This is a genomic window from Geobacter anodireducens, from assembly GCA_001628815.1.
Taxonomy (GTDB): domain Bacteria; phylum Desulfobacterota; class Desulfuromonadia; order Geobacterales; family Geobacteraceae; genus Geobacter; species Geobacter anodireducens.
Window position 1 is genome coordinate 3,084,064 of record CP014963.1, and the last position, 22,052, is coordinate 3,106,115.

At 60.7% G+C, this 22,052-nt stretch carries 17 protein-coding genes, 1 pseudogene and 1 other annotated feature (1 of these 19 running past the window's edge); of the genes and pseudogenes, 16 read left to right on the forward strand and 2 right to left on the reverse strand.

Annotated elements, in window-relative coordinates:
* Positions 1–7, reverse strand: a binding site (cobalamin riboswitch); it reaches 217 nt to the left of the window's first position.
* A 58-nt stretch (positions 8–65) separates the two neighbouring features.
* Positions 66–685, reverse strand: a pseudogene (locus A2G06_14170) (YihA family ribosome biogenesis GTP-binding protein).
* Between the two features lie 161 nt (positions 686–846).
* Between A2G06_14170 and A2G06_14175 the strand changes: the two are divergent.
* The gene (locus tag A2G06_14175; GenBank protein ID ANA41208.1) at positions 847–1,701 is read left to right on the forward strand and encodes an HD family phosphohydrolase; all 855 of its coding nucleotides are present in this window, start codon (positions 847–849) and stop codon (positions 1,699–1,701) included.
* A 182-nt stretch (positions 1,702–1,883) separates the two neighbouring features.
* Here A2G06_14175 and A2G06_14180 read toward each other — a convergent pair whose 3' ends face one another.
* A complete protein-coding gene (locus A2G06_14180) occupies positions 1,884–2,258 on the reverse strand; it encodes a flagellin (protein ANA41209.1) in 375 nt (124 codons plus the stop codon).
* A gap of 632 nt (positions 2,259–2,890) precedes the next feature.
* Here A2G06_14180 and A2G06_14185 point away from each other — a divergent pair.
* From A2G06_14185 to A2G06_14255, 15 genes are all read left to right on the forward strand, one after another.
* On the forward strand, positions 2,891–4,114 hold the full coding sequence (locus tag A2G06_14185) for an SAM-dependent methyltransferase (protein ANA41210.1): 1,224 nt from the start codon (positions 2,891–2,893) through the stop codon (positions 4,112–4,114).
* A complete protein-coding gene (locus A2G06_14190; GenBank protein ANA41211.1) occupies positions 4,111–5,208 on the forward strand; it encodes an erythromycin biosynthesis sensory transduction protein eryC1 in 1,098 nt (365 codons plus the stop codon). Before A2G06_14185 ends, A2G06_14190 begins: the two co-directional genes overlap by 4 nt.
* A 7-nt stretch (positions 5,209–5,215) precedes the next feature.
* Positions 5,216–5,674 carry a hypothetical protein gene (locus A2G06_14195; GenBank protein ID ANA41212.1) on the forward strand — a complete coding sequence of 153 codons (459 nt, stop codon included), beginning with the start codon at positions 5,216–5,218 and terminating at the stop codon, positions 5,672–5,674.
* 20 nt (positions 5,675–5,694) lie between these two features.
* Positions 5,695–6,831 carry a hypothetical protein gene (locus A2G06_14200; protein ANA41213.1) on the forward strand — a complete coding sequence of 379 codons (1,137 nt, stop codon included), beginning with the start codon at positions 5,695–5,697 and terminating at the stop codon, positions 6,829–6,831.
* Between the two features lie 13 nt (positions 6,832–6,844).
* On the forward strand, positions 6,845–7,537 hold the full coding sequence (locus A2G06_14205) for a hypothetical protein (protein ID ANA41214.1): 693 nt from the start codon (positions 6,845–6,847) through the stop codon (positions 7,535–7,537).
* Positions 7,534–8,652, forward strand: coding sequence for a pyridoxal-5'-phosphate-dependent protein (locus A2G06_14210; GenBank protein ANA41215.1), 1,119 nt, complete (start codon positions 7,534–7,536; stop codon positions 8,650–8,652). The genes A2G06_14205 and A2G06_14210 overlap by 4 nt, the downstream gene beginning before the upstream one ends.
* A 22-nt stretch (positions 8,653–8,674) precedes the next feature.
* Positions 8,675–9,685: a hypothetical protein gene (locus A2G06_14215; protein ANA41216.1), complete on the forward strand. Its 1,011-nt coding sequence runs from the start codon at positions 8,675–8,677 to the stop codon at positions 9,683–9,685.
* Positions 9,686–9,690: 5 nt separating this feature from the next.
* Positions 9,691–10,629 carry a nucleoside-diphosphate sugar epimerase gene (locus A2G06_14220; GenBank protein ID ANA41217.1) on the forward strand — a complete coding sequence of 313 codons (939 nt, stop codon included), beginning with the start codon at positions 9,691–9,693 and terminating at the stop codon, positions 10,627–10,629.
* A 39-nt stretch (positions 10,630–10,668) separates the two neighbouring features.
* Positions 10,669–11,229: a hypothetical protein gene (locus A2G06_14225; GenBank protein ANA41218.1), complete on the forward strand. Its 561-nt coding sequence runs from the start codon at positions 10,669–10,671 to the stop codon at positions 11,227–11,229.
* 49 nt (positions 11,230–11,278) lie between these two features.
* Positions 11,279–16,657, forward strand: coding sequence for a hypothetical protein (locus tag A2G06_14230; GenBank protein ANA41219.1), 5,379 nt, complete (start codon positions 11,279–11,281; stop codon positions 16,655–16,657).
* A 568-nt stretch (positions 16,658–17,225) separates the two neighbouring features.
* Complete coding sequence (locus A2G06_14235; GenBank protein ANA41701.1) at positions 17,226–18,548, forward strand: hypothetical protein; 1,323 nt, start codon at positions 17,226–17,228, stop codon at positions 18,546–18,548.
* A complete protein-coding gene (locus A2G06_14240) occupies positions 18,545–20,098 on the forward strand; it encodes a heptosyltransferase (protein ID ANA41220.1) in 1,554 nt (517 codons plus the stop codon). Before A2G06_14235 ends, A2G06_14240 begins: the two co-directional genes overlap by 4 nt.
* Positions 20,099–20,162: 64 nt before the next feature.
* Entirely contained in the window at positions 20,163–20,441 is a 279-nt protein-coding gene (locus tag A2G06_14245) for a flagellar protein FlbD (GenBank protein ID ANA41221.1), read from the forward strand.
* 20 nt (positions 20,442–20,461) lie between these two features.
* Entirely contained in the window at positions 20,462–21,226 is a 765-nt protein-coding gene (locus A2G06_14250) for a flagellar motor protein MotA (protein ID ANA41222.1), read from the forward strand.
* 9 nt (positions 21,227–21,235) lie between these two features.
* Positions 21,236–22,036 carry a flagellar basal body stator protein MotB gene (locus A2G06_14255; protein ANA41223.1) on the forward strand — a complete coding sequence of 267 codons (801 nt, stop codon included), beginning with the start codon at positions 21,236–21,238 and terminating at the stop codon, positions 22,034–22,036.
* Positions 22,037–22,052: the final 16 nt, after the last annotated feature.

The following is a 22,052-nucleotide window of genomic DNA, read 5'->3' on the forward strand; positions in this document are numbered from 1 at the left end:
AATATTCGATTGTTCAAAGACTTGTAGCAGAGCGGGCTGTAAAAGTCAACGCCCTTGGCGACCGGTCATTCCGGAGCGCCCTCCTCTGCCTGCGGGTGTTCTTCGGCCATGATCGCCTCGATCCGCGCCCAGATGGCGTCGCGTCCCTCGCGGGAAAGGGCGGAGAAGAAAGCCGTCTCGTCCGGGGCCAGGCCGAGAGTCCGGCTGATCAGGGCCGCCTGCTTGGCCCGCTCGTTCTTCGAGACCTTGTCGCACTTGGTGATGACCACCAGCACCGGGATGTCGTAGGCCCGCAGCCACTGGAGCATGAGCCGGTCCTCCTCGGCCGGCGTCCGGCGGACATCCACGATCAGCACCACGCAGGCGAGGCAGGAGCGTCCCGCAAGGTAGGTCTCGACCATGGGCCCCACTGCTTTTTCACCTCCGGCGGGACACGGGCGAACCCGTAGCCCGGAAGGTCAACCAGCATCAGGCCGCCATTCACCCGAAAGAAGTTGATGAGCTGGGTGCGCCCCGGCGTGGAACTGGTCCGGACCAGGCTCTTGCGGTTCACGAGCACGTTGATGAGTGACGATTTTCCGACATTGGATCGCCCCACAAAGGCGATCTCGGGAAGGTCGCCGGGCGGGTAGTGCTCAGGCCTCGTGCCGCTCGTGACAAATTCCGCGCTCGTGATATTCACCATGGATCCCCCTGAAATGCTGGCTGCCCGTGCGACAATAGCACCTCGGCCCTCCCAATGCAATCAGTGGCGACAACCGGTCGCACGTCACACTTTAGGCAAGGAAATTGCATGTTATTCTGAACATTTGTCGTCCGCAGATGCTTACCCCGAACAGGTGCCCCATGAACAAGGAACTGGAAACCCTCATTCTCTCCGCCGTGGACCTGCCGACCATCCCGCTCGTCGCCACCAAGGTCATCGAAATGATCGAGCAGGAGGACGTGACGATCGAGAAGATCGCCCAGGCGGTCTCAGCCGATCCAGCCGTAGCCGCACGCATCCTCAAACTCTCCAACTCGGCCTACTATGGCTGTCAGCGCCAGATCAACACCCTGTCCGGGGCGATCATGCTCCTGGGATTCAGGACCCTCAAGAGCCTGGTGGTGGCCGCGTCCCTCAAGCAGATCTGCAAACGCTTCGGCCTTACGGAGAAAATGCTCTGGGAGCATGCCGTGGGCGCCGCCATCGCCGCACGGATCATCAGCGCCAACGGCAAGTTCGTCAACGAAGAGACGGCGTTTCTGGCCGGGCTGTTCCACGACATCGGCAAGACCATCATGAACGACCTGGATCCTTCGAAATACCAGCAGGTAATGATGCGCTGCTACAATGAGGGGCTGCCGTTCGAGGGCGTGGAGCGGAGCATCTACTCCTTTTCCCATGCCGAGGTGGGAGCACTCGTCATCCGCAAGTGGAACTTCCCGGAGACCCTTTCCGCGGCGGTCATGCACCACCACGACTTTCCCAACCCAGGGCTGTCGGACCAGTACGAGCTTTTTCTGACCGCCACCACCTGCCTGGCAGACAAGTTCTGCAAGAAACTCGGCATCGGCGAGCGCCACCCGGACGACGAGCTCGATCTGGGAAAAACGCCGGAGGCGCATCTACTCGGCTACACGCCCGAGGCTCTCCAGCGTGACGTGACACTGTTCGCCCAGACTTACGAGGAGAACAAGAATTTTTTCATCAGCGACTGAGCGCTGCCGCGGGCAGGGGCATACCAGACACAAGAAGACGCGCGGCTCTCTGCCGCGCGTCTCTGTGTTTCAGTCAACACCCGATTATCGCGGCACCCAGCCGGCAGACGGAATGCACCACCCCGGCGCGCGCCCCGGCCCCCTGGCGGCACGTTGCCGCCACATGCGGCGATCAGCTCATATCAGGCCTTTTCCCGGATGATCAGCCCCTTGAGCTCGTCGAGGACTTTGGCGATCTTGAGGATTTCCTCGGCGGGAATCTGCCGGATCACCTCGCCGTTTTCCCGTGCCAGGACCTTGACGACCGTTCTGTTGGTGTCCTTGTCCACGGAAAATTCAAGATCGCGGCTGACCGACTCGATGAACGCATTGATCCGTTCAGCCGCCTCCTTGACCCGTTCCTCTTCGCTCTTGCCCTTGTCCTTCTCGGGCTCGCGGGTCTGCTCCACGGGCCGTTGAGCATGTTTCCCCTCTCCATCCTGCCGCGACTTGGCCACAATTGCCGGAACAACCGCAACCGCGGATGGTCCTGTCCCACTGGTGGCTTCGATATTCATGGCATCTCTCCCTGAGAATATAACACTCCCTATGACCACATATCGGAATGCCGCAGGGAAACTTTAGAAAAAAACGTCTAACCCGGGAAAAACCCTCTGCAGTCCCGGCATCCATGAAGCTGGACCGACACCCAATTCCATCTGTGAATTCCGCTTCTGGTTGAAAGCCCCCGGAAAGGCATGGACAATCGTGCGCGACTACGATTCGACCGCAGAGTGGTCATTGGACACCTTGGGACACTCACCAGGAACCTGTCAGGTCGAGATTGACGCTCGAGTTTCGGGAACGTCGCCGGTTGCCAGCTATAATGCATACAAAATATTGACACTACTTCTCTACCCAATTAACTGCAATCCCTTCGAGCGGTTATCGATGGTGCCATGCGAGGTCGGCTCCGTCGATGCCTGCACCATTACCCCGGCGACCACCGGCACCATCAATCATTTTTTTGACACCTCCTAACATCCCCCGCAACAGACATCCTGTCCAGTCAACAAAAATCACGTAATCTCTTAAAGCGAACGACAGTGCTTTTGGCTGCGCTTTTAGACACCAAGCCGACCACAGCGTACGGCACATCCATTGCATTACCCCACTCAGACCAATAGTTCCTCGAAGGAGAGCACATTTCATGACGACGTGCAGGATCTGCCAAGCCCATATCAGCCCCTTCATTTCGTACGGGCAGATGCCCATTGCGAACGGATTCCTTACGCCCCCTGATTTCGACGGAGAATACTTTTATGAAATGAAGGCGGCATTCTGCGAACAGTGTGGCATGGTGCAACTGGTCGACCAACCCGACCCAGAACAAATGTTCAATGAACACTACCACTTTTTCTCTGGCACATCGAAACTGATGGGTATCCACTTTAAGCAGTTCGCGGAACAGGTTATCGCCGACCGTCTGAAGGAGAAGAATGACCCGTTCGTTGTGGAGATTGGCAGTAATGACGGTATCATGCTGCAACACTTCGCCGTCAAGGGGATCAGGCACCTGGGCATCGAACCATCGGCCAACGTCGCCGCAGCGGCCCGTGAAAAGGGGATTCAGACCATCTGCCGTTTCTTCAATGAAGAGACTGCCCGGGATATCGTGAGAGAACACGGCCAAGCCGACGCGTTCCTGGCCGCCAACGTCATGTGCCACATCCCCTTTTTCCATTCGATCATCGCCGGCATCAAAATTCTCCTGAAGGATGACGGCATCGTCATGTTCGAAGACCCCTACCTGGGAGACGTAATCGAGAAAACGTCCTACGACCAGATCTACGATGAGCATGTTTTTCTCTTTTCCCTGAGATCCATCGGCTATGCCTTCGCGCAACACGGCCTTGAACTGGTGGACATCGAGCCCCAGACGACCCACGGCGGCTCCATGCGGTACGTCATCGCCCACAAGGGGGCGCGCCCCGTTTCTCCGGCAGTCCTCACCCAGCTTCGCAAAGAAGAGGAACTGGGGCTCCACAGACTCGAAACCTACGAGAGGTTCCGCCTGAACTGCGAAAAATCTCGCTCTGAGTTGAAATCGCTGCTGGAGCACCTGAAGGCGGAAGGAAAGCGGGTAGTGGGCTACGGTGCCACGTCCAAGAGCACGACCATCATCAACTACTGCGGCATCACCCCGGACCTGATCGAGTTCATCAGCGACACGACGCCGGCCAAGCAGGGGAAATTCACCCCCGGAGCCCATATCCCGGTCAGGCCATACGGAGACTTTGCAGCAAGGTATCCCGATTACGCTCTCCTGTTCGCCTGGAACCACAGTGTAGAGATCATGGCCAAGGAAGGCGACTTCCGAAGCGGCGGCGGCAAGTGGATCGTCTATGTCCCCCAGGTCAAGGTGATCGAATGATTCTCTGCGGGTATCCAAAGGCCCAGTACCTCGCTCACAAGGATGAAATCGACGGGGCAATCCGGTCGGTTTTGGACAAAGGGAGATACGTCCTCGGTGATGAAGTCCGCGCGTTCGAGTCAGAGTTCGCCGCATACGTCGGAGTGGACAAGGGGATAGGCGTCGGCAGCGGCACCGAGGCACTCCACCTCGCTCTTAAGGCATGCGGCGTCGGGCCAGGCGACGAAGTCGTCACCGTCTCCCACACAGCGGTCGCCACGGTCGCGGCCATTGAACTGGCCGGAGCAACCCCCGTTTGCGTTGACATTGAACCCGACACGTTCTGCATGAACCCTAACCTCCTAGAAGCGGCTATAACCCCCCAGACCAGGGCCGTGATCCCTGTCCATATCTATGGACAGCCCGCGAGCATCGAGCGAGTGGTCGACATCGCGAGGCGCCACAGCCTGCGGGTTATTGAGGACTGCGCCCAGGCCCACGGAGCGTCCTACGGCGGACGGAAGGCCGGCTCCTTCGGCGACATGGCCTGCTTCAGCTTCTATCCCACCAAGAACCTCGGTGCCCTAGGCGACGGCGGAATGGTAGTAACCGGCGATCCTGACCTGGCGCGCACGGCGAAACTGCTGCGGGAGTATGGCTGGGCAGATCGCTACGTGAGCGCGGTCAGCGGCTGGAACACGCGGCTGGATGAAATCCAGGCGGCGGTGCTCCGGGTGAAGTTACGCCACCTCGACGCCGACAATGACAGACGGCGGCAACTGGCGGCGGTCTACGACCGGGAGTTGCACGGCTCACACTTGATATTGCCCGAACCACGGCCGCAGGCACATCATGTCTATCACCTGTACGTGGTCCGCACCCCCCACCGGGACGAGTTGCTGCGACACCTTGACAGGGAAGGCATCAAGGCACTGGTCCACTATCCCGTCCCTGTCCACCTCCAGCCGGCATACGCGGGCCTGCACACTGCCCCGCTGCCGGAAACCGACCGCGCCGCCAGCCAGGTTCTCTCCCTGCCGATGTATCCCGAGCTCGGCGAGAGCGATGTCCTGAAAGTGACTGCGGCCATCAGCGAATTTGAACGGACGAGGTAGCACGCCAATGATTGACGGAGTCGTCATAAAAGAGCTAGTGACCCACACCGACGAACGCGGATTTTTCCGCGAGCTCATCCGGGTAACCGATGACTTTTTCGGCGAGGGGTTCGGCCAACTGAGCCACTCCCTCATGTATCAGGGAGTCGCGAAGGCTTGGCATATCCATAACACCCAGATCGACTGGTGGTATGTGGGGTGCGGCGTCCTCAAGGTGGCACTCCACGACAAAAGGCCGGATTCCCCCACGTGCGGCGAAACAATGGAGCTGTTCATGGGAGACAACCACCCCGCGCGCGTGCTTCGCATCCCGCCGGGAGTCGCCCACGGCTGCAAGTGCATCAGCGGTCCGGTCAGTCTGTTCTATGTCACTTCAACCATATACGACCAAAGCGAAGAGGGCAGGATTGCCCATAATGACGACGAGATAGGCTACGACTGGCAGGCCACGGCTTCGATTAAATGACCCCTGGAGGCTCAACAACCATGATCCTTGGTACCGTCAACGATTTTGCCGGCACGGAACGGACATACTACGCAAAAAACCTCAACTCGCTTTACAAACATCAGCCGCTACTCGCATCGAAAATTGCCGAGTTCAATGAAAGCGACGATATCTCGGTAACCAGCTCCAAGTCCGGCCACGCCATTCCGGTCTTCCGAGGCAAGGCGGTACATTCCCTCGAGAATCCCGTGGCTGAAAGCGAAGTAATCTCAAAGCAGGTGTTCTCGCAGTTTTCACAGGAGCGGATTCTGTTCTTCGGATTCGGTTTCGGCTACCACATTGTTCCCTTTGTACAAAGGGGGCTCTCTCCCATTGTCTACGAGCCCTCCCTCGCCTTGCTGAAACTGGCGTTCATGCACGTTGACCTGACACCCATCATCCCCTTTGTCACGTTCCACACGGGCACCCGGCTCCCCGATATTCCGCGGTCAACCCAGGTGTTCACCCACAATGTGCTGGCAGAACTGTTCCCCCAGGCTGCCGGCGCCCTGTCTGGAAAAGTCATAACCCACCAGCCTCCCCATACCGACGATGTTGACGAAGGGGTCTACTACGAGTCGTACCGCAATGTCACCTGCCTCAAGCACCCCTGCGACCTCGTCGCCTACCAGATGATCTTCTTTCTGGTCCGTCCGACGATTGTCCTGGAAATCGGCACCTGCCGCGGCGGCTCGGCCCTTCTCTTCGGGGATCTGCTCCGCATTCTGGGGGGCGACCGGCATCTCCATACTTACGACATCGTTGACGAGGGGGCGCCGGAACTGTTCGAGCATCCGAACGTCACCTTCCATCCAGGGGGCTGGAAGTCCTTCGATCCGGCAATCATCAAGCCCCATGACCGGGTGCTCGTCATTGAGGACTCCGCGCATACCTACGAAAACACCATCCAAGTGATGCACACCTTTGCCCCGTACGTTACCCCCAACTCTTACTTCATCGTCGAGGACGGAGCCGCCGGACTTACACGACCCGAATTCAACGGTGGCGCCATCAGGGCGATCGAAGAATTCATCAGCCAAAATCCCCAGTTCGAGGTTGACGACCGCTGGGAACACTTTTTCGGGACCGGCAACACCGGCTGCCTCAAAGGATTCCTGCGCCGGAAAGCTGGCGTCTGAGACAAGGGCGCCCATGAATGAGCATATCAACACGTTCCCCCGCCAGGTAATCCTCTATGGCGGAACAGGGCAGGCAAAGGTAATCCGCCCGATCATCGAACTCCATAGAGCGAGCGTGGTGGCAGTGTTCGACGACACGCCGGGGCTCGCGTCTCCTTTCCCCGATGTCCCAATCTACCGGGGATGGGAAGAGTTGCCTAACTGGCTCGTAGCGCGCGACCCGTATGAGATCGGCTTCTGTGTCACCATAGGTAACCCGCACGGCCGCGCCCGGCTGCGCATTCACGATCAGCTTGCCGCCTTGGGGCTTCAGCCGGTAACGGTCGTCCACCCCACCGCCTGGATCGCGGACAATGCGGAAATCGGCATCGGCTGCCAGATTCTCGCCGGAGCCATTGTCTGCGCCGAGGCCAAACTCGGGCGAGCCTGTATCGTCAACACCGGCGCCAGCGTCGACCATGAGGATATCCTGGAGGACGGAGCCGAGCTGGCTCCCGGCGCAACCCTATGCGGCATCGTCCACATGGGGGTAGCCTCGTGGGTCTGTGCGGGGGCAACCGTCCTGCCGCGCATATCCATCGGCGCCGATGCCATTGTCGGCGCGGGCGCGGTCGTCACAAGGGACGTCCCGCCAGCGACCACCGTGGTCGGCGTGCCGGCCAGACCAATCAGCAGAGCAGATCAACATCAAGGGGAAGATCAATGAACACCATCCATATGGCAGGGCCGTGGATAACCGAACTGGAGATCAAGACCGTCGAAGACGCCATGCGCAACGGCTGGTACGAGAACGCATACCACTACGTGGAGACGTTCCAGAAGGAGTTCGCGAAATACCATAATCGCAGGTACGGCATCATGACGCCGAACTGCACCACCTCGATACACCTGCTGCTCACCGCCCTGGGAATCACGGAGGGAGACGAGGTGATCGTACCCGAATGCACCTGGATTGCTTCGGCAGCGCCGATAACCTACCTCCGCGCGACCCCCGTCTTCTGCGACATCGATCCCGACGATTGGTGCCTCGATCCGGAGTCAGTGCGAAAGAGCATCACCCCCCGCACCAAGGCCATTATCGCCGTGGACCTTTTCGGCAACATGCCGCGGATGGACGAACTGGCGGCAATCGCCGACAGCCACGGGATTCTCCTTATCGAAGACGCTGCCGAGGCGCTCGGCTCCACCTACAAGGGAACCAGGGCCGGCAAATTCGGCATCGGGTCGGTGTTCAGCTTCCACCGTACCAAGACCCTCACCACCGGCGAGGGAGGAATGCTCCTGCTGGACGACGAGAAGCTCTACGAGCGCTGCATGGTTCTCCGTGACCATGGCCGCCGTGCCGGTGGCCCCGCCTACTTCAACTTCGAGGTTACCTACAAGTACATGCCCTTCAATGTCCAGGCAGCCCTCGGCTACGCCCAGTTCCAGCGGTTGGACGAACTGGTCGGGAGGAAAAGGGAGATCTTCAGAATGTACACGGAGCGGCTCGCCGGCATTGAGGATCTTCAGTTCAACGCCGAGCCCGATCACATCGTCAACAGCGTCTGGGTGACCGGAGTCGTGTTCGGCAAGAGCCACAACATGACCAAGCTTGATGCCATGAAAAAGCTCAACGAAGTCGGCATCCCGTCCCGGCCGTTCTTCTATCCCCTCTCTTCACTACCGGCATATCCCGGCTGCGAGGAGCGCTATCGGGAACGAAACCCCGTCTCCTATGACATATCGGTCCGCGGAATCAACCTGTCCTGCGCTATGAACCTAACGGAAGAACAGATCGACGCCATCTGCAACGGCATCCGGACGATCCTGGGCCGCTAAATCGCAACTGCGAGGACTCTCCATGAGCGCGAACCGCACCCTTACACTGCCGAGTCTGAAAAACAAGAAGGTGCTCATAACCGGCGGACTCGGCTTCATCGGCAGCAACCTTGCGCACAAATGCCTGGAGCTGGGCGCGGCGGTCACCATTTTCGACTGTCTTGACCCCAACTCCGGGGGTAATCTTTACAATATCAACGACATCAAGTCGGATATCGAGTTGCGACTGCACGACATCCTCAACTTCGACCGACTGGCGGAGTGCATTATTGATAAAGACATCCTTTTCAACTGCGCCGCCTCCACGTCTCACCCCTTTTCCATGCGGGAACCGTGGCTGAACCTGGATGCAAACAGCCGGGGCGTCATTAACCTGCTGGAGGCAGCCCGGCGCTACAACCGGACAATCCGTTTCATCCATATCGGCACCACGACCCAACTGGGGAAGCTTCACTATCAACCCGCGGATGAAAGCCACCCCGAATTCCCGACGGATATCTACTCGGCAAACAAGTGCGCTTCGGAAAAATATGCCCTCATATACTGGAGCGCCCATCGCATACCGATCACGGTGGTGAGACTACCGAACGTTTTCGGCCCCCGCGCCGCGATTCACAGCAGTGATTTCACCTTTAACAATTTTTTCGTCGGTCTTGCCCTCCAAAACAGAGAAATCACGGTGTATGGCGAAGGCAATCAGCTTCGGAATGTCCTGTATGTGAATGACGCCATCAATGCGCTCGTCTGCGCGGCCCAGAATGACAATGCGATCGGTGAGACATTTTTCGCGGTGGCTGATGATCATTACAGCGTCGCGCAGACTGCAAAGCTCACGGTTGAACACATCGGTTTGGGATCCGTGCGATTTATCGAATGGCCCAGGGACCGCCAATCCATCGAAATCGGCGATGCGGTCATCAGCAACCGTAAAATCCGCGAGACCCTCGACTGGGCGCCGGCGTACGATCTGGCCGCGGGGCTGGCGGAGACCCGGGACTATTTCGCATCCTGTCTGAATAACTACCTGAGGTAAGTGCCATGAAAATACTCGTCACCGGCGGTCTTGGCCACATCGGTTCGCAACTGATCCGAGAATTCCCCTCACTGCTGCCGAAAACCGACATTGTCATTATCGACAACCTTTCTACCCAACGGTACTGCTCCCTTTTCAGTCTGCCGGAAAATGGGAAGTACCGGTTTCTTGAAAAGGACGTCCTTACCTGCGACCTAGATGCTCTCCTGTCCGACGTCGACGTCGTGATCCACCTGGCAGCCATAACCGACGCTGCCAGCAGCTTCGACAACAAGGACAAAGTGGAGTTGGTGAATTACGACAGCACCGAGAGGATCGCCCGGGCCTGCGTCCGACAAAAGACTGCGATGATCTTTCTCTCCACCACCAGCGTCTACGGCACCCAAGCCGACGTGGTGGACGAGAACTGCTCCGTCGAAGAGCTCCAGCCCCAGAGCCCCTATGCCGAATCGAAACTGAAGGCGGAACTGATGCTGAAAGAATTGTCGAAAACTGAAGGGCTGCAGTTCGTGGCTCTGCGGTTCGGAACTATCTTCGGCATCTCTGCGGGCATGAGATTCCACACCGCCGTCAACAAATTCGTATGGCAGGCCTGCATGGGGAAACCGATCACCGTCTGGCGCACCGCCATGGACCAGAAGCGCCCCTACCTGGACCTTGGCGATGCTGTGCGCGCCCTGGCCTTTGTCATCAGAAACGGCCATTTCGACACAGAGACCTACAACGTGCTGACCATCAACGCCACCGTCAGGGAAATACTCGATGCCATCACCCCGCACGTTACCGACGTTGAGGTTGAACTGGTCGACACCAGGATCATGAACCAGCTCTCCTACAATGTTTCGAGGAAAAAGTTCGAGTCCCTTGGCTTCAGCTTCGAAGGCGGGCTGGCACAGGGTGTTGCCCAATCGATCGCCCTGCTGAGGCGGGCACGGTCTTTCTGAGTTATGACTATTTCTACTTTATGGGAGGCAGGCAGACCAATGAACGGCACTTCAACTCGGCTCTCAATCAACACCGGCACCATCAGAATCAATTTGGGGAGCGGCGTCGATTACCGGGAAGGGTATTTCAACATCGACTCCAACCCTGATGCCAAAACTGACTTCTGTATAAACTTCCTGCAGATCGACCGGATTTTCCAACCAGCAACCGTCTCCGAGATCCTGATGCTGCACTCGCTCAACTACCTGAATCTCTGGCAGGCCCGGGATCTCTTTGCCAAGGCTCACCGGCTACTCAAACCGGGCGGGAAGCTGGTGATCGAAACGGTAAACCTCGAAAACGCCATCCAGAAGATCCTGAGCAGTATCGGCAATTTCGACGAGTATCTCGAAGGGGTTCGCGCCCTGCATGCCTTTGGGGTCGACCAACTCCAGCGGAAGGAGGTTTATACCCCCAACGCCTTCAGCTGGACCCGCTGGCACCTTACGGGCGAGCTGAACAACGCCGGATTCGGATCCGTCCAGATTCTTCCGGCCCAAACCCATGTGCCGTGGCGCGACATGCGCATCGAGGCCCATAAGAACCAGGGATCGACTTAAACTAATACCATCCCTATCTACAATTTATTCGCCAGGACCTATATCGCCCATGAAATCAATTGCCACCAGCCCACGTATCCTGATTATCCTTTTCAACAACATGGGTTCCATCACTGCCCGTATCAGAGGGTTGATTTTCTCCGACCTCTTCAAGGAAATCGGATGGACCGTTGAATTCATCGACATCGAAGAGACGACCGAAGATCTGCTTGCAGAACGCGCCATTGGCTTCGACGCTGTCTATTTGCTGAAGATTCCGTACCTGAGCCTCATCTCCAAACTGCGGGCCAGGACAACTGCGAAGATTATCTTCGATCTGACAGACGCCCTCTGGATGCCCCATCATCGCTGGAACGGCTGGCAGGACCTTGAGGCGATCCTGACGGCGTCAGACGCGGTGTTCAGCGACAACGAATTCGTCGCATCCTATGGCAGAAGATACAACAGCAATGTTCACGTCATTCCGGCCTGCACCCAGGTGGAACGTTTCGCGGAGATCAGGAAAAACCTCGCGCCCAGGACCGACGACGATGTCGTGGCCGGCTGGGTAGGCACCGCCAGCACCATGACCGCCCTGGACGTGGTCCGTGACCCCCTGGAGCGCCTTTCCCTGAAATATCCGAAGCTCTCCCTCCGACTGCTGATCCTCGGGCTGTCGGATATGAATGCCCTGGCCGGGTTCAAGCATGCGCGCTACTCCGTCCTGCCGAACTATGACGAGGATCTGATGATCCGCGAAGTCCTCCGGATGGACATAGGCATCTTCCCCCCCCCCTGCGGCCTGGAAGACTATGCGATTCGCGGTCCGCTGAAGGCCCTGATTTACATGACGGGCGGGGTTGCACCGGTCTGCCAGAACGCCGGGGTCTGCTCGACACTGATTCAGGACGGCACAAACGGCATGCTCGCAAACAATGCCGACGAATGGGAGCGGAAACTGGAGGAGCTGATCGCGTCACCTGACCTCAGAAGGCGCATCGGCCGAAACGCCCTCCGCACCGTGGAACGGAACCATTCTCTCAGGGCCATATTCGAAAGGCTTGTGGCTGCGCTCAAGGGCGTTCTCGCTTCCACCCCCTCCGCCGGCACCTCCGTGGCATCGATCGACACGGCAGGGACTGCCCCCCGACACAGTTCCACCAGAAGGGACGCCAAGAAGGTTTTGATCGCCTGTAGCCATTTCTGGCCATCAATCGGCGGGATCGAGAACCGGCTGGAGCAGTTCAGTGCCGCCTTGGTCCGGGAGGGGTACGACGTATCAGTAATGACCCCGGATTTCCCCGGCAGAACCTCCGACACCCGCAACGGCGTCAGTATTTTGAGCATCGACGCCACAGCCGTGCGCAACGGGGTGCCGGAATGGCCCAATGCCGTGCGTAGCGCCGTGACTTCTGGCGACTACGATGCGTGCATACTGGTGCAGGACCCGTTGGGCACCATCCTCTGGAGCGTTGAGGGCGTTGTGCCGCCGCCATCCACACGACTGATACTCCAACCGATCATCAATGCTGACGGCTTTGGCAGGTGGAAAGACCATGCCGAGTTCAGAACCAGGCTCGCAGCAATCCTGAGAGGCGCGAATGTAGCGGTCGCCCTGACAAGATCAGGCCCTGACACGCAATTCATGCGATCTGAGGGGATTGCGCCTGCCTATCTCCCGAACGCTTCATCGGTTCCCGAACCGGCAGGTGATTTTCGTCAGTGCTACGGCATCCCCAAAGACCGTTTCATGGTCCTGCACGTGGCGAATCTTTACTGGGTTAAAAACCATTGCGGCCTTCTAGATGCTCTGAATGACCTTCCGGATTCCTGGCAACTTGTCATGGTCGGCAGGCCATCAGGAGAGCCAGACTGCGCCAAGGCGGTAAAGGACAAGCTGGCTCTGCGCCCTGAGGTCCTCTACATCCCCGGCCTCAGCCGCGAATGGGTATCGGCTGCCATGAAAGCGGCCGATGTAATCGTTCTCTCGTCATTCGGGGAGGGATCACCAAACACGATCCTCGAAGCAATGGCTCAAGGGAAACCCTGGATAGCGACCCCCCAGTGCGGGGCAGCAAACGACAATGCAGGCGGGATCATCAGCAATCTGGCAGACTTCAGGAGGCATCTTGCGGTGCTTCAATCTATGCCGGACGTACGGCGGGCGCTGGGAGAAATCGGTCGCTTGCACTGGCAGGAAAGCTACTCATGGGACACTGTCGTCAAGGGGTGGACCGACATTATCGAAACCGGCGCAACGGGGCGAACCTTTACTCTCCCCGAGAACATTGCTCACATGAACAGAACCTTGGTGGATAAAGTCATCTCCGCCGCAAGAGGGGTCACTCTCGCCACCAAATACGTCAACATCGGCATGATCACCTTCAATCGCCTAGAGTTCACCCGTCAGTCGATCGAATCAATCGTGCGGCACACCGATTTCCCCCATACCCTAACGGTAATCGACAACAACAGCCAGGACGGGACCCGGGAGTACCTGCTGGAACAGCACCGCAGGGGAATCATCAAGAACTTGGTGCTCCTCGACGAAAACGTGGGTGTCGCCAAGGCATCCAACCTGGCATGGAGCCTAGAGCCGGCAGCCGACTATTACCTGAAACTCGACAACGACATCATCATCCAGAAGACAGGATGGCTCTCACATCTGGTTGACGTGATCAGACGGGTGCCACAGCTAGGGGCTGTCGGGTACAATTTCGAGCCCACCAGCTACCCTCTCCATGAATTCAACGGCTGCCGGATCAGACTCAAAGAACCGGGCAACCTTGGTGGTGCCTGCATCCTGATTCCTAAGCGGACCGAAGAACTCCTGGGCAACTGGTGCGAGGATTACGGCCTCTATGGCGAAGAAGATGCAGATTACGGCTTCCGTATCCGTTGCGCTGGACTCCTCAACGCCTACATGGAGGACGAGGAGATCGGTTTCCACCTTCCCGCCGGCAAAGCGGCGGCCATCGACAGTGCCACCCTGGTGGCATTGGACGGACAGGAGGAAGACCTTCACGCCGATTACCGCAAGTGGAAGGATGAACTGCGCCGCAGGAACGTCCACGGTCCCTTCAAGCGAAATCTTGAGCGCTACGCCCGTGACTCGGCCACCCTTTTCCAGCCGTCGCGTTTCGCCAGGGAATGGCTGCAGGCACAAAAAAATACCGACGCCAAGGAGCAGGAGATGGCCATCTCATCGCAACCGTTCGTACCGGGCACCGCACCATCTGACACGGCAACGCCGCAGGTCTCCATCATCATCCCCCTCTACAACAAGGTGGAGTACACCAGGCAGTGCCTGGAGGCCCTGGCCCTCAATACGGAGCAGGCCCTGAACTACGAGGTCATCCTCGTGGACAACGCTTCGAGCGACGGCACCGCCGAGTACCTGCGCACCCTTTCGGGGGACGTGACCATCGTGACCAACCTGAAGAACCTGGGCTTTGCCAAGGCCTGCAACCAGGGGGGGCGGATCGCCCGGGGTCGGTGCCTGGTCTTCCTGAACAACGACACCATCCCCCATCCGGGGTGGCTCGCCGGGCTCCTCAGGGGCGCGGAGCAGGACGGCGCCGACATCGTGGGGGCCAGGCTCCTCTACCCCAACGGCCGGGCCCAGCATGCCGGGGTGGCCTTCAACGAGCAGTCCATCGGCTATCACATCTTCAACGGCTTCCCGGCCGACGCGCCGGCCGTCAACCGCAAGCGGTTCATGCAGTGCGTGACCGCCGCCTGCATGCTGGTGAAACAGGAGCTTTTCGCGGAACTCGGCGGCTTTGACGAAGGGTACGTGAACGGTTTCGAGGATGTGGATTTCTGCCTCCGGGCCGGGGAACGGGGCCGCCGCATCCTCTACGCCCCTGAAAGCGTCCTGATCCACTTCGAGGAGACCAGCGAGGGTCGCAAGGACCACGATACCCCAAACATCCGTCGCTTCCTGGCCCGCTGGGAAGGGAAGGTCCGCTGCGATCATCAGGATATCTACCGTTCCGAAGGGTACCGGGCCGAACGGCAGGCCGACGGCAGGCTGCGCATCTACCAGGCAGACGCGGCGCCTCCGCCGACTGCGGCATCGGCGGCTCCGCAGCAGATCACGCCGACACCGGCCACCGGGCCAGCGGCGACAACACCGTCCGTTTCGGGGCGGGAAAAGGCCCTTGCCCTCAAGGCAGAGGGACGGTACGTGGAGGCCATCGAGCATCTGGTCAAAATAGTGACGGCAGGTGACAACTCCGTGCTCGTCGATCTCGGCGACTGCCTGGCGAGCCTGGAAAAATACGACGACGCCCTGGCCCTTTACGAGGAAAGCCTTGCCCTGTGCCCCACCAACGGACGGGCACTGGTGGGGGTCGGAGTTGTCAGATATATGACACGGCGGATCGCCGAGGCGGCCGATGCCTTCAGCCGGGCACTGGAAGCCGACCCCGCCGACCCGAAGGCCCTTTGCGGCCTGGGCATGGCCCGCTGCGCCCAGGGAAGGAACGCGGAAGGGTTCGAGCTCTACGGCCGGGCGCTTGAGGCCGAGCCGGAGAACCTGACCGCGGTGCACGAATCGGTGAGGCTTGCCTATGAGCTGGGACGCTTCAGCGAGGCGGCCCGGCGGCTTGAGTCATACCTGCGCCATCACCCGGGCGACATCGACATCCTCTTTGCCTGTGCCGGACTCCTCCACATGGCCGGCAGGAACGCCGACGCCCGGAACGCCCTGGAGCGGCTGATGGTGTTCTCCCCCGAGTACAGCGGGGCCATGGAGTTGCTGGCGAAGCTGGAGAGTCGGGACCAGGAGCCGGGCGAAACAGCCACGGAAGCTGAAGCCCGCAGGCTCAAGGAAGACGGAAAGTACGAGGAGGCCCTGGCGGCCTTCTCCCGGGCCGCAGAAGCCGGCGATTCATCGGCCCTGGCCGACATGGGGGACTGCCTCGCCCAGGTGGGACGGCTCGACGAGGCGACCGCCCGGTACCTGGAAGCCCTGGATGCCGACGGAACCGACCTCAAGGCTCTGGTGGGGCTCGGGGTGGTATCGCTGGTCCAGGGGAAACAGGTGAAGGCTGTCACCTGGTTCAACAAAGCCCTCAAGGCGGACCCTGCCAACGCAAAGGCCCTCTGCGGCCTCGGAATGGTCCGGAACATGCAAAACAAGCATGACGAGGCCTTCGGCCTCTTTGCCCGGGCCATGGATACGGACCCCGAGGGGCTCACGGCCCTCCACGAGTTGATCCGGCTCTCCTATGCCACCGGCCGGTTCGACGAGGCGGGAGAACGGCTCGACCGGTACCTGATGCACCACCCGGCCGACCTGGACATGGTCTTTGCCCAGGCAGGCATCCGCTTCAAGGCGGGCCGCTACGCCGAGGCCCTGTCGAGCATCGAAACGGTGCTGCTCTTCGCCTCCGACTATGAAGGGGGGCGGGAATTGCGGGAAGCGATCACCCAAGCCATGTAGTTCTACGTTGTCATGGTTCCACCAGCGGCCCCCTTTACACCAGCAGAGACCACAGATAACGAAGCAGACGCAGGAAAGCGGAATTTTGGCCATGTCCCATTTCGAGAAGAACATAGCGGCCCTGCACCGCCGCAGTCCGCCCCTGGCCGAATGCCTTGAGGCCGTGGCGCCGGCCGGCGGTATCCATCTCGGCGAGGCCCGCAACGGCGAGCCCACTGCCCGTAGCGGCGACGTCTGGCTCCATTCCCCCTACAACCCCGGCCGGGAGGCCCAAGAGTGGGCCCGGGCCCAGGCGGAGCGGTTTTCCCCGGCCGAGCCCCTCACCGTGGTCGGCTTCGGCCTCGGCCATCACCTGCGGGAACTGGCAACCCTCGGCTTCGGCGGCACGGTTATCGAAAAAGACCCGGCGCTGCTGCGGGCGGCCCTGGAGGCGTCGGACCTGGTGACGGTTCTGGAGCGGTTCGAACTGGTGGCCGGGATCCCCGCCGACCTGATCCGCCGCCGCCACAACCGCCTCCTGCGGGGAAATACCACGGCCCATCCGGCCACGGTCCGGATCAGCCCGGATATGGCCACCCTTGCTCAGTACGCCGACGGATATGACCTAGCTGCCCGGGGGGGACTCAAAATCCTGCTGGTGAATCCCATCTACGGCGGCTCGCTGCCGGCGGCCCACCACGCGGCACGGGCCCTGCGGGCACTGGGGCACCAGGTGATCCCCTTCGAGAGCGAACGGCTGGCCGTGGCCATGGATTTCGGCAAGGAATTCATCTTCAACCAGAGCCGCCGGGCATTCCACGCCGGGATCACCTCGCTCCTCTCCCAGGCGGTTGAGCTGCGGGCCCGGGAAACCCGGCCCGACATGATCCTGGCCCTGGCCCAGGCGCCGCTCCTCCCCGAGACCATGAAACGGATCGAGGCCCGGGGAATCCCCACCGCTTTCTGGTTCGTGGAGGACTACCGGGTGCTCCCCTACTGGCGCGATTCAGCGCCGGCTGCGTCCTATTTCTTCGGCATCCAGACGGACAACTTCGCCGCCGAACTGGCCCGGGCCGGGGTTACCCGCTATGCCTACCTCCCCACCTGCGCCGACCCGTCGGTCCACCGGCCCATGGAACTGACCCCGGCCGAACGGGAAGAGTTCGGCAGCCCCCTCTCCTTCGTGGGGGCCGGCTACTACAACCGGCAGATATTCTTCAAGGGACTCACCGACTTCCCCTTCCGGATCTGGGGGAGCGACTGGCCCTTCCCGTCGCCCCTGGTCCCCTTCATCCAGCGGGGCGGCGCGCGAATCGACACGGAGACCACGGTCAAGATCTTCAATGCGTCAGCCGTGAACCTGAATCTCCACTCATCCACCACCTGCGACGGGGTGGTGCCCGACGGAGACTTCGTAAATCCCCGGACCTTCGAGCTGGCCGCCTGCGGAGCCTTCCAACTGGTGGACCGCCGCGCGCTCCTGCCGGAACTGTTCGACCAGGGAGAGTTGGAGACCTTCGGCAGTCTTGATGAGGCACGGGAAAGGATCAGCCGCTTCCTGGCCGATCCCGAGGCTCGACGGGAGGTTGCGGGACGCGGCATGGCCCGGGTCCTGGCCGAGCATACCTACGAACACCGCATGGCGGAACTGGTGGCCCTCATGACCGGAACCTTTCCCCACCTGGCCGAGCGGGTCCGGCAGCGGGCGGACCGGCGGGACGAGATCATGGCCGACCTGGACCGGCATCCCGGGCTCGGCGACCTGCTCGGCACGCTGCCCGACCAGCGCTGGTTCACCCTCAACGATGCACTCGGCACCATCGTGACCGGCCAGGGGAAACTTTCCCGGGCCGAAAAGCTGTTCCTCATGCTCCAGAACGTCGAGGTCCTCTGGGAGAAAATTCCGGAATGAAAGAGATCGCCCTTCTCGCCATAGCCCGGTACGGGGACCTGATCCAGACGACACCGCTGGTGCGGGCGCTGCGCCGCGCCCACCCCGGCGCCCGGATCACCGCCATCGTGGAGGACCGTTTCTGCGGCATCCTGCCGCTGCTCCCCGGCATCGACCGGACCATCGTCCTCAACAAGCAGGACATCGCCTGGGACATCGCCACCGGCGAATCGCCACTCGCCCCCTACCTCAAGATGGATGAGTTCGTGCGGAAGCTGGAGGAGGGGAGCTACGACCTGCTGGTCAACATCACCTGCTCGCGCCTCTCCGCCTTTTTCGCCTCCTGCGTCACGAGCCGGCGCCGCACCGGCATTTCGGCCGACGAGACAGGGGAGCGGAACATCGTGACCCTCTGGGGGCAGTACATCTTCAGTTGGTTCAACGACAACATCCGCAAATACAACGCCATCAACCTGGTGGATATCTTCACCCGGCTGGGCGAGGTCCCCCCCGACGGATGCCGGGTGGAACTGGTCGCCACGGAGAAGGGGGAGCGGTTCGCCGACGACTTCCTGAACCGGCACGGGCTCAAGGGACAACGCCTCGTGGGGCTGCAACTGGGAGCCAGCGAGGCGACCCGGATCTGGCCCGCCGAGCACTTCGCCCGCATCTCGGACCGGCTCCAGCGGGAGCTGGGGGTGCGGACCATCCTCTTCGGGGCTCCCGTGGAAAAACACCTGGCCGAGCAGGCCCTGGCCGCCATGGAGCTGCCGGCCGTGGACGCGGTGGGCGAAACCGGGATCGAAGAGCTCTACTCCCTGGTGGGGCGTTGTGCAGCCCTGGTCTCCAATGACACCGGCACCATGCACTTCGCCGCCGCGGCCGGTGTGCCCGCGGTCATGCTCTGCATTGGCCCGGCCTTTTTCCGCTGCACCGGCCCCTACGGCGAAGGGCACCTGGCGCTCCAGCCCGACCTGCCCTGCTCCCCCTGCCCCTACAGCCTGGTCTGCGCCGATCCGGTCTGCCGCGACACCATTTCTCCCAAGGCGGTCTTCTCGGCCTGCCGCATGGTCCTGGCCGGCTCCGGAGGATTGGGGAATGCCGATTTTGCCGGGGTGAGGGTCTACCGGAGTTCGTTTGCCCCCGACGGGTACCTGACATGGGATGGCCTGTTCAATGTGGACGCCCGGGACGAAGAGCAGGTCAAGCGGCGCGAAACCGCCTGGAAGGGATGCTTCGACGGAAGCGCGAAACGGTGCGGGGCGCCCGGCGACGAGACCCTGCGGACCTTCTGGGAGCTCACGGGACAGGGGATTGAAACGACAGAGGCCATCATCCGGGCGGCCCGGAAAAAGCCTCTGCCCGTGGACGAGATCCGGCGCCTCGGTGAGAAGGAGTCGGCCATCGAGGCGGAGGTGAAGCTCATGGGCTATCGCCACGGCCCCCTGGCCCCGGTCACCGAATTCCTGACCCTCATGCGCGAAAACATCACCGGCGAAGAATTGGAGCGGATCGCGCGCCAGACGCGCGCCCTCTACGAAACCGGGCGCTGTCTGGCGGCACTGCTGTAGCTAAAGTTTTCCGGCCCGCGGCCGAAACGATATCATAGCGGACCATTTTCGGGAGAGGTACCCCATGATCAGACTGACACGTCTCGACGGCGATGTTTTTTTCGTTAACCCGGATCTCATCGAGGCCATCGAGGAGACACCGGACACCCATGTCGTGCTTTCCAATGGCCGTCGCTACCTGGTCATCGAAAAGACCGACGCCATCGTCGCCCGCATCATCACGTTCAAGTCATCGGTCATGAAGCGGGCGCTCGGCGGCCACGGCCGCAAGTATCTCCGGCGTAAGACGGAGGGGAGCTACCTTCCCCGCTGCCCCCTGAAACCGGACCATAACACCGACTAACAGGAAAGGTCAGGCGACGTATGGACATAGCGACAATCATAGGCCTCGTCATGGGATTCGGGGCGGTGTTCGGCGGGGCGCTGCTGGAAGGTTTGCACCTGACCGCCCTCATCCAGCCCACGGCGGCCATCATCGTGCTCGGCGGCACCTTCGGGGCGGCGTTCGTCAGCTTCCCCATGAAAACGATCATTGGCGCGGCCAAGGATATCAAAAAGGTATTGATGCCGGCCCACAACGACCCCGAGCGGGTTATCAAGGACCTGATCGGCTACGCAGCCAAGGCCCGGCGCAATGGTCTCATATCCCTGGAACAGGAAGCCCAGAACGTGAAGGACCCCTTTACCAAGAAGGGCATCTCGCTCGTGGTGGACGGCATCGACCCCCAGAAACTGCGGGAAACCCTGGAAATCGAGGTTACCTACTACGAAGAACACTCCAAACAGAGCGCCGAGTTCTTCGAGGCGGCCGGCGGCTACGCCCCCACCATCGGTATCATCGGCGCCGTGCTCGGCCTCATCCACGTCATGGGCAACCTGTCGGACTCGTCCAAACTGGGGGCCGGCATCGCCGTGGCCTTCGTGGCGACCATTTACGGCCTCATGGTCGCCAACATCATCTGTCTTCCCTTCGGCACCAAGATCAAGCACGGCATCAAGGAAGAGCTCGTGTGCAAGAACATGATCATCGAGGGGCTCATCGCCATCCAGAATGGCGAAAACCCCCACTTCATCGAGCAGAAGCTCAAGGCGTTCCTCCAGCACGGCGCCGGCGACAAGAAGGGATAGCATTCCGTCATGGCCAAGCCGAAGAAGCATGAGAAAGAACCCAACCACGAGCGATGGCTCGTCTCCTACGCCGACTTCATCACCCTGCTGTTTGCCGTGTTCGTGACCCTCTACGCCATGGGGCAGTCGGACAAGGAAAAGATCGAGCAGGTCATGCAATCCATGCGGGAATCGTTCGGGTTCACCGCCGCCGGCTCGGCGCCGCGGCCCGCCGTCCTGGATTCGTCCGACCTGCGGGTCATGCCGTCCATCGCGCCGGACCTCAGCAACAAGGGACGGAGCCAGGGCAAGAATGCCGACGGCAAGGGGAGGATCCGGGCATCGGAGAAGGATTTCCAGGCCATCAAATCGTCCATCGAGGCGTATCTCATCAAGCAAGGAGCCCAGGACAAGGTCAATGTGGGCATAAACCGCCGGGGACTGGTGGTGAGCCTCAAGGAGGCGGGCTTCTTCGACTCGGGGAGCGCCATTGTCAAGGAAAGCGCCTATCCGCTCCTGGCCAAGGTTGCCGAGTCCCTGGCCGCCTACTCCAACCCGGTCCGGGTGGAGGGGCATACGGACACCATGCCGATCAGCTCGGCCCAGTTCCCCTCCAACTGGGAACTCTCCACGGCCCGCGCCACCAACATCGTCCACTACCTGACCCGTTCCTACGACTTCGATCCCGGCGCCATCTCAGCCGCCGGCTTCGGCGAATACCGCCCCATCGCCGACAACGGCACCACCGAAGGCCGCTCCAAGAACCGGCGGGTGGATATCGTCCTCCTCTCCGGCGAAGGGGAGCGGGGAGAACCGGAGAGGGTGCAGTAGCCCCCCTGCGGCCGCG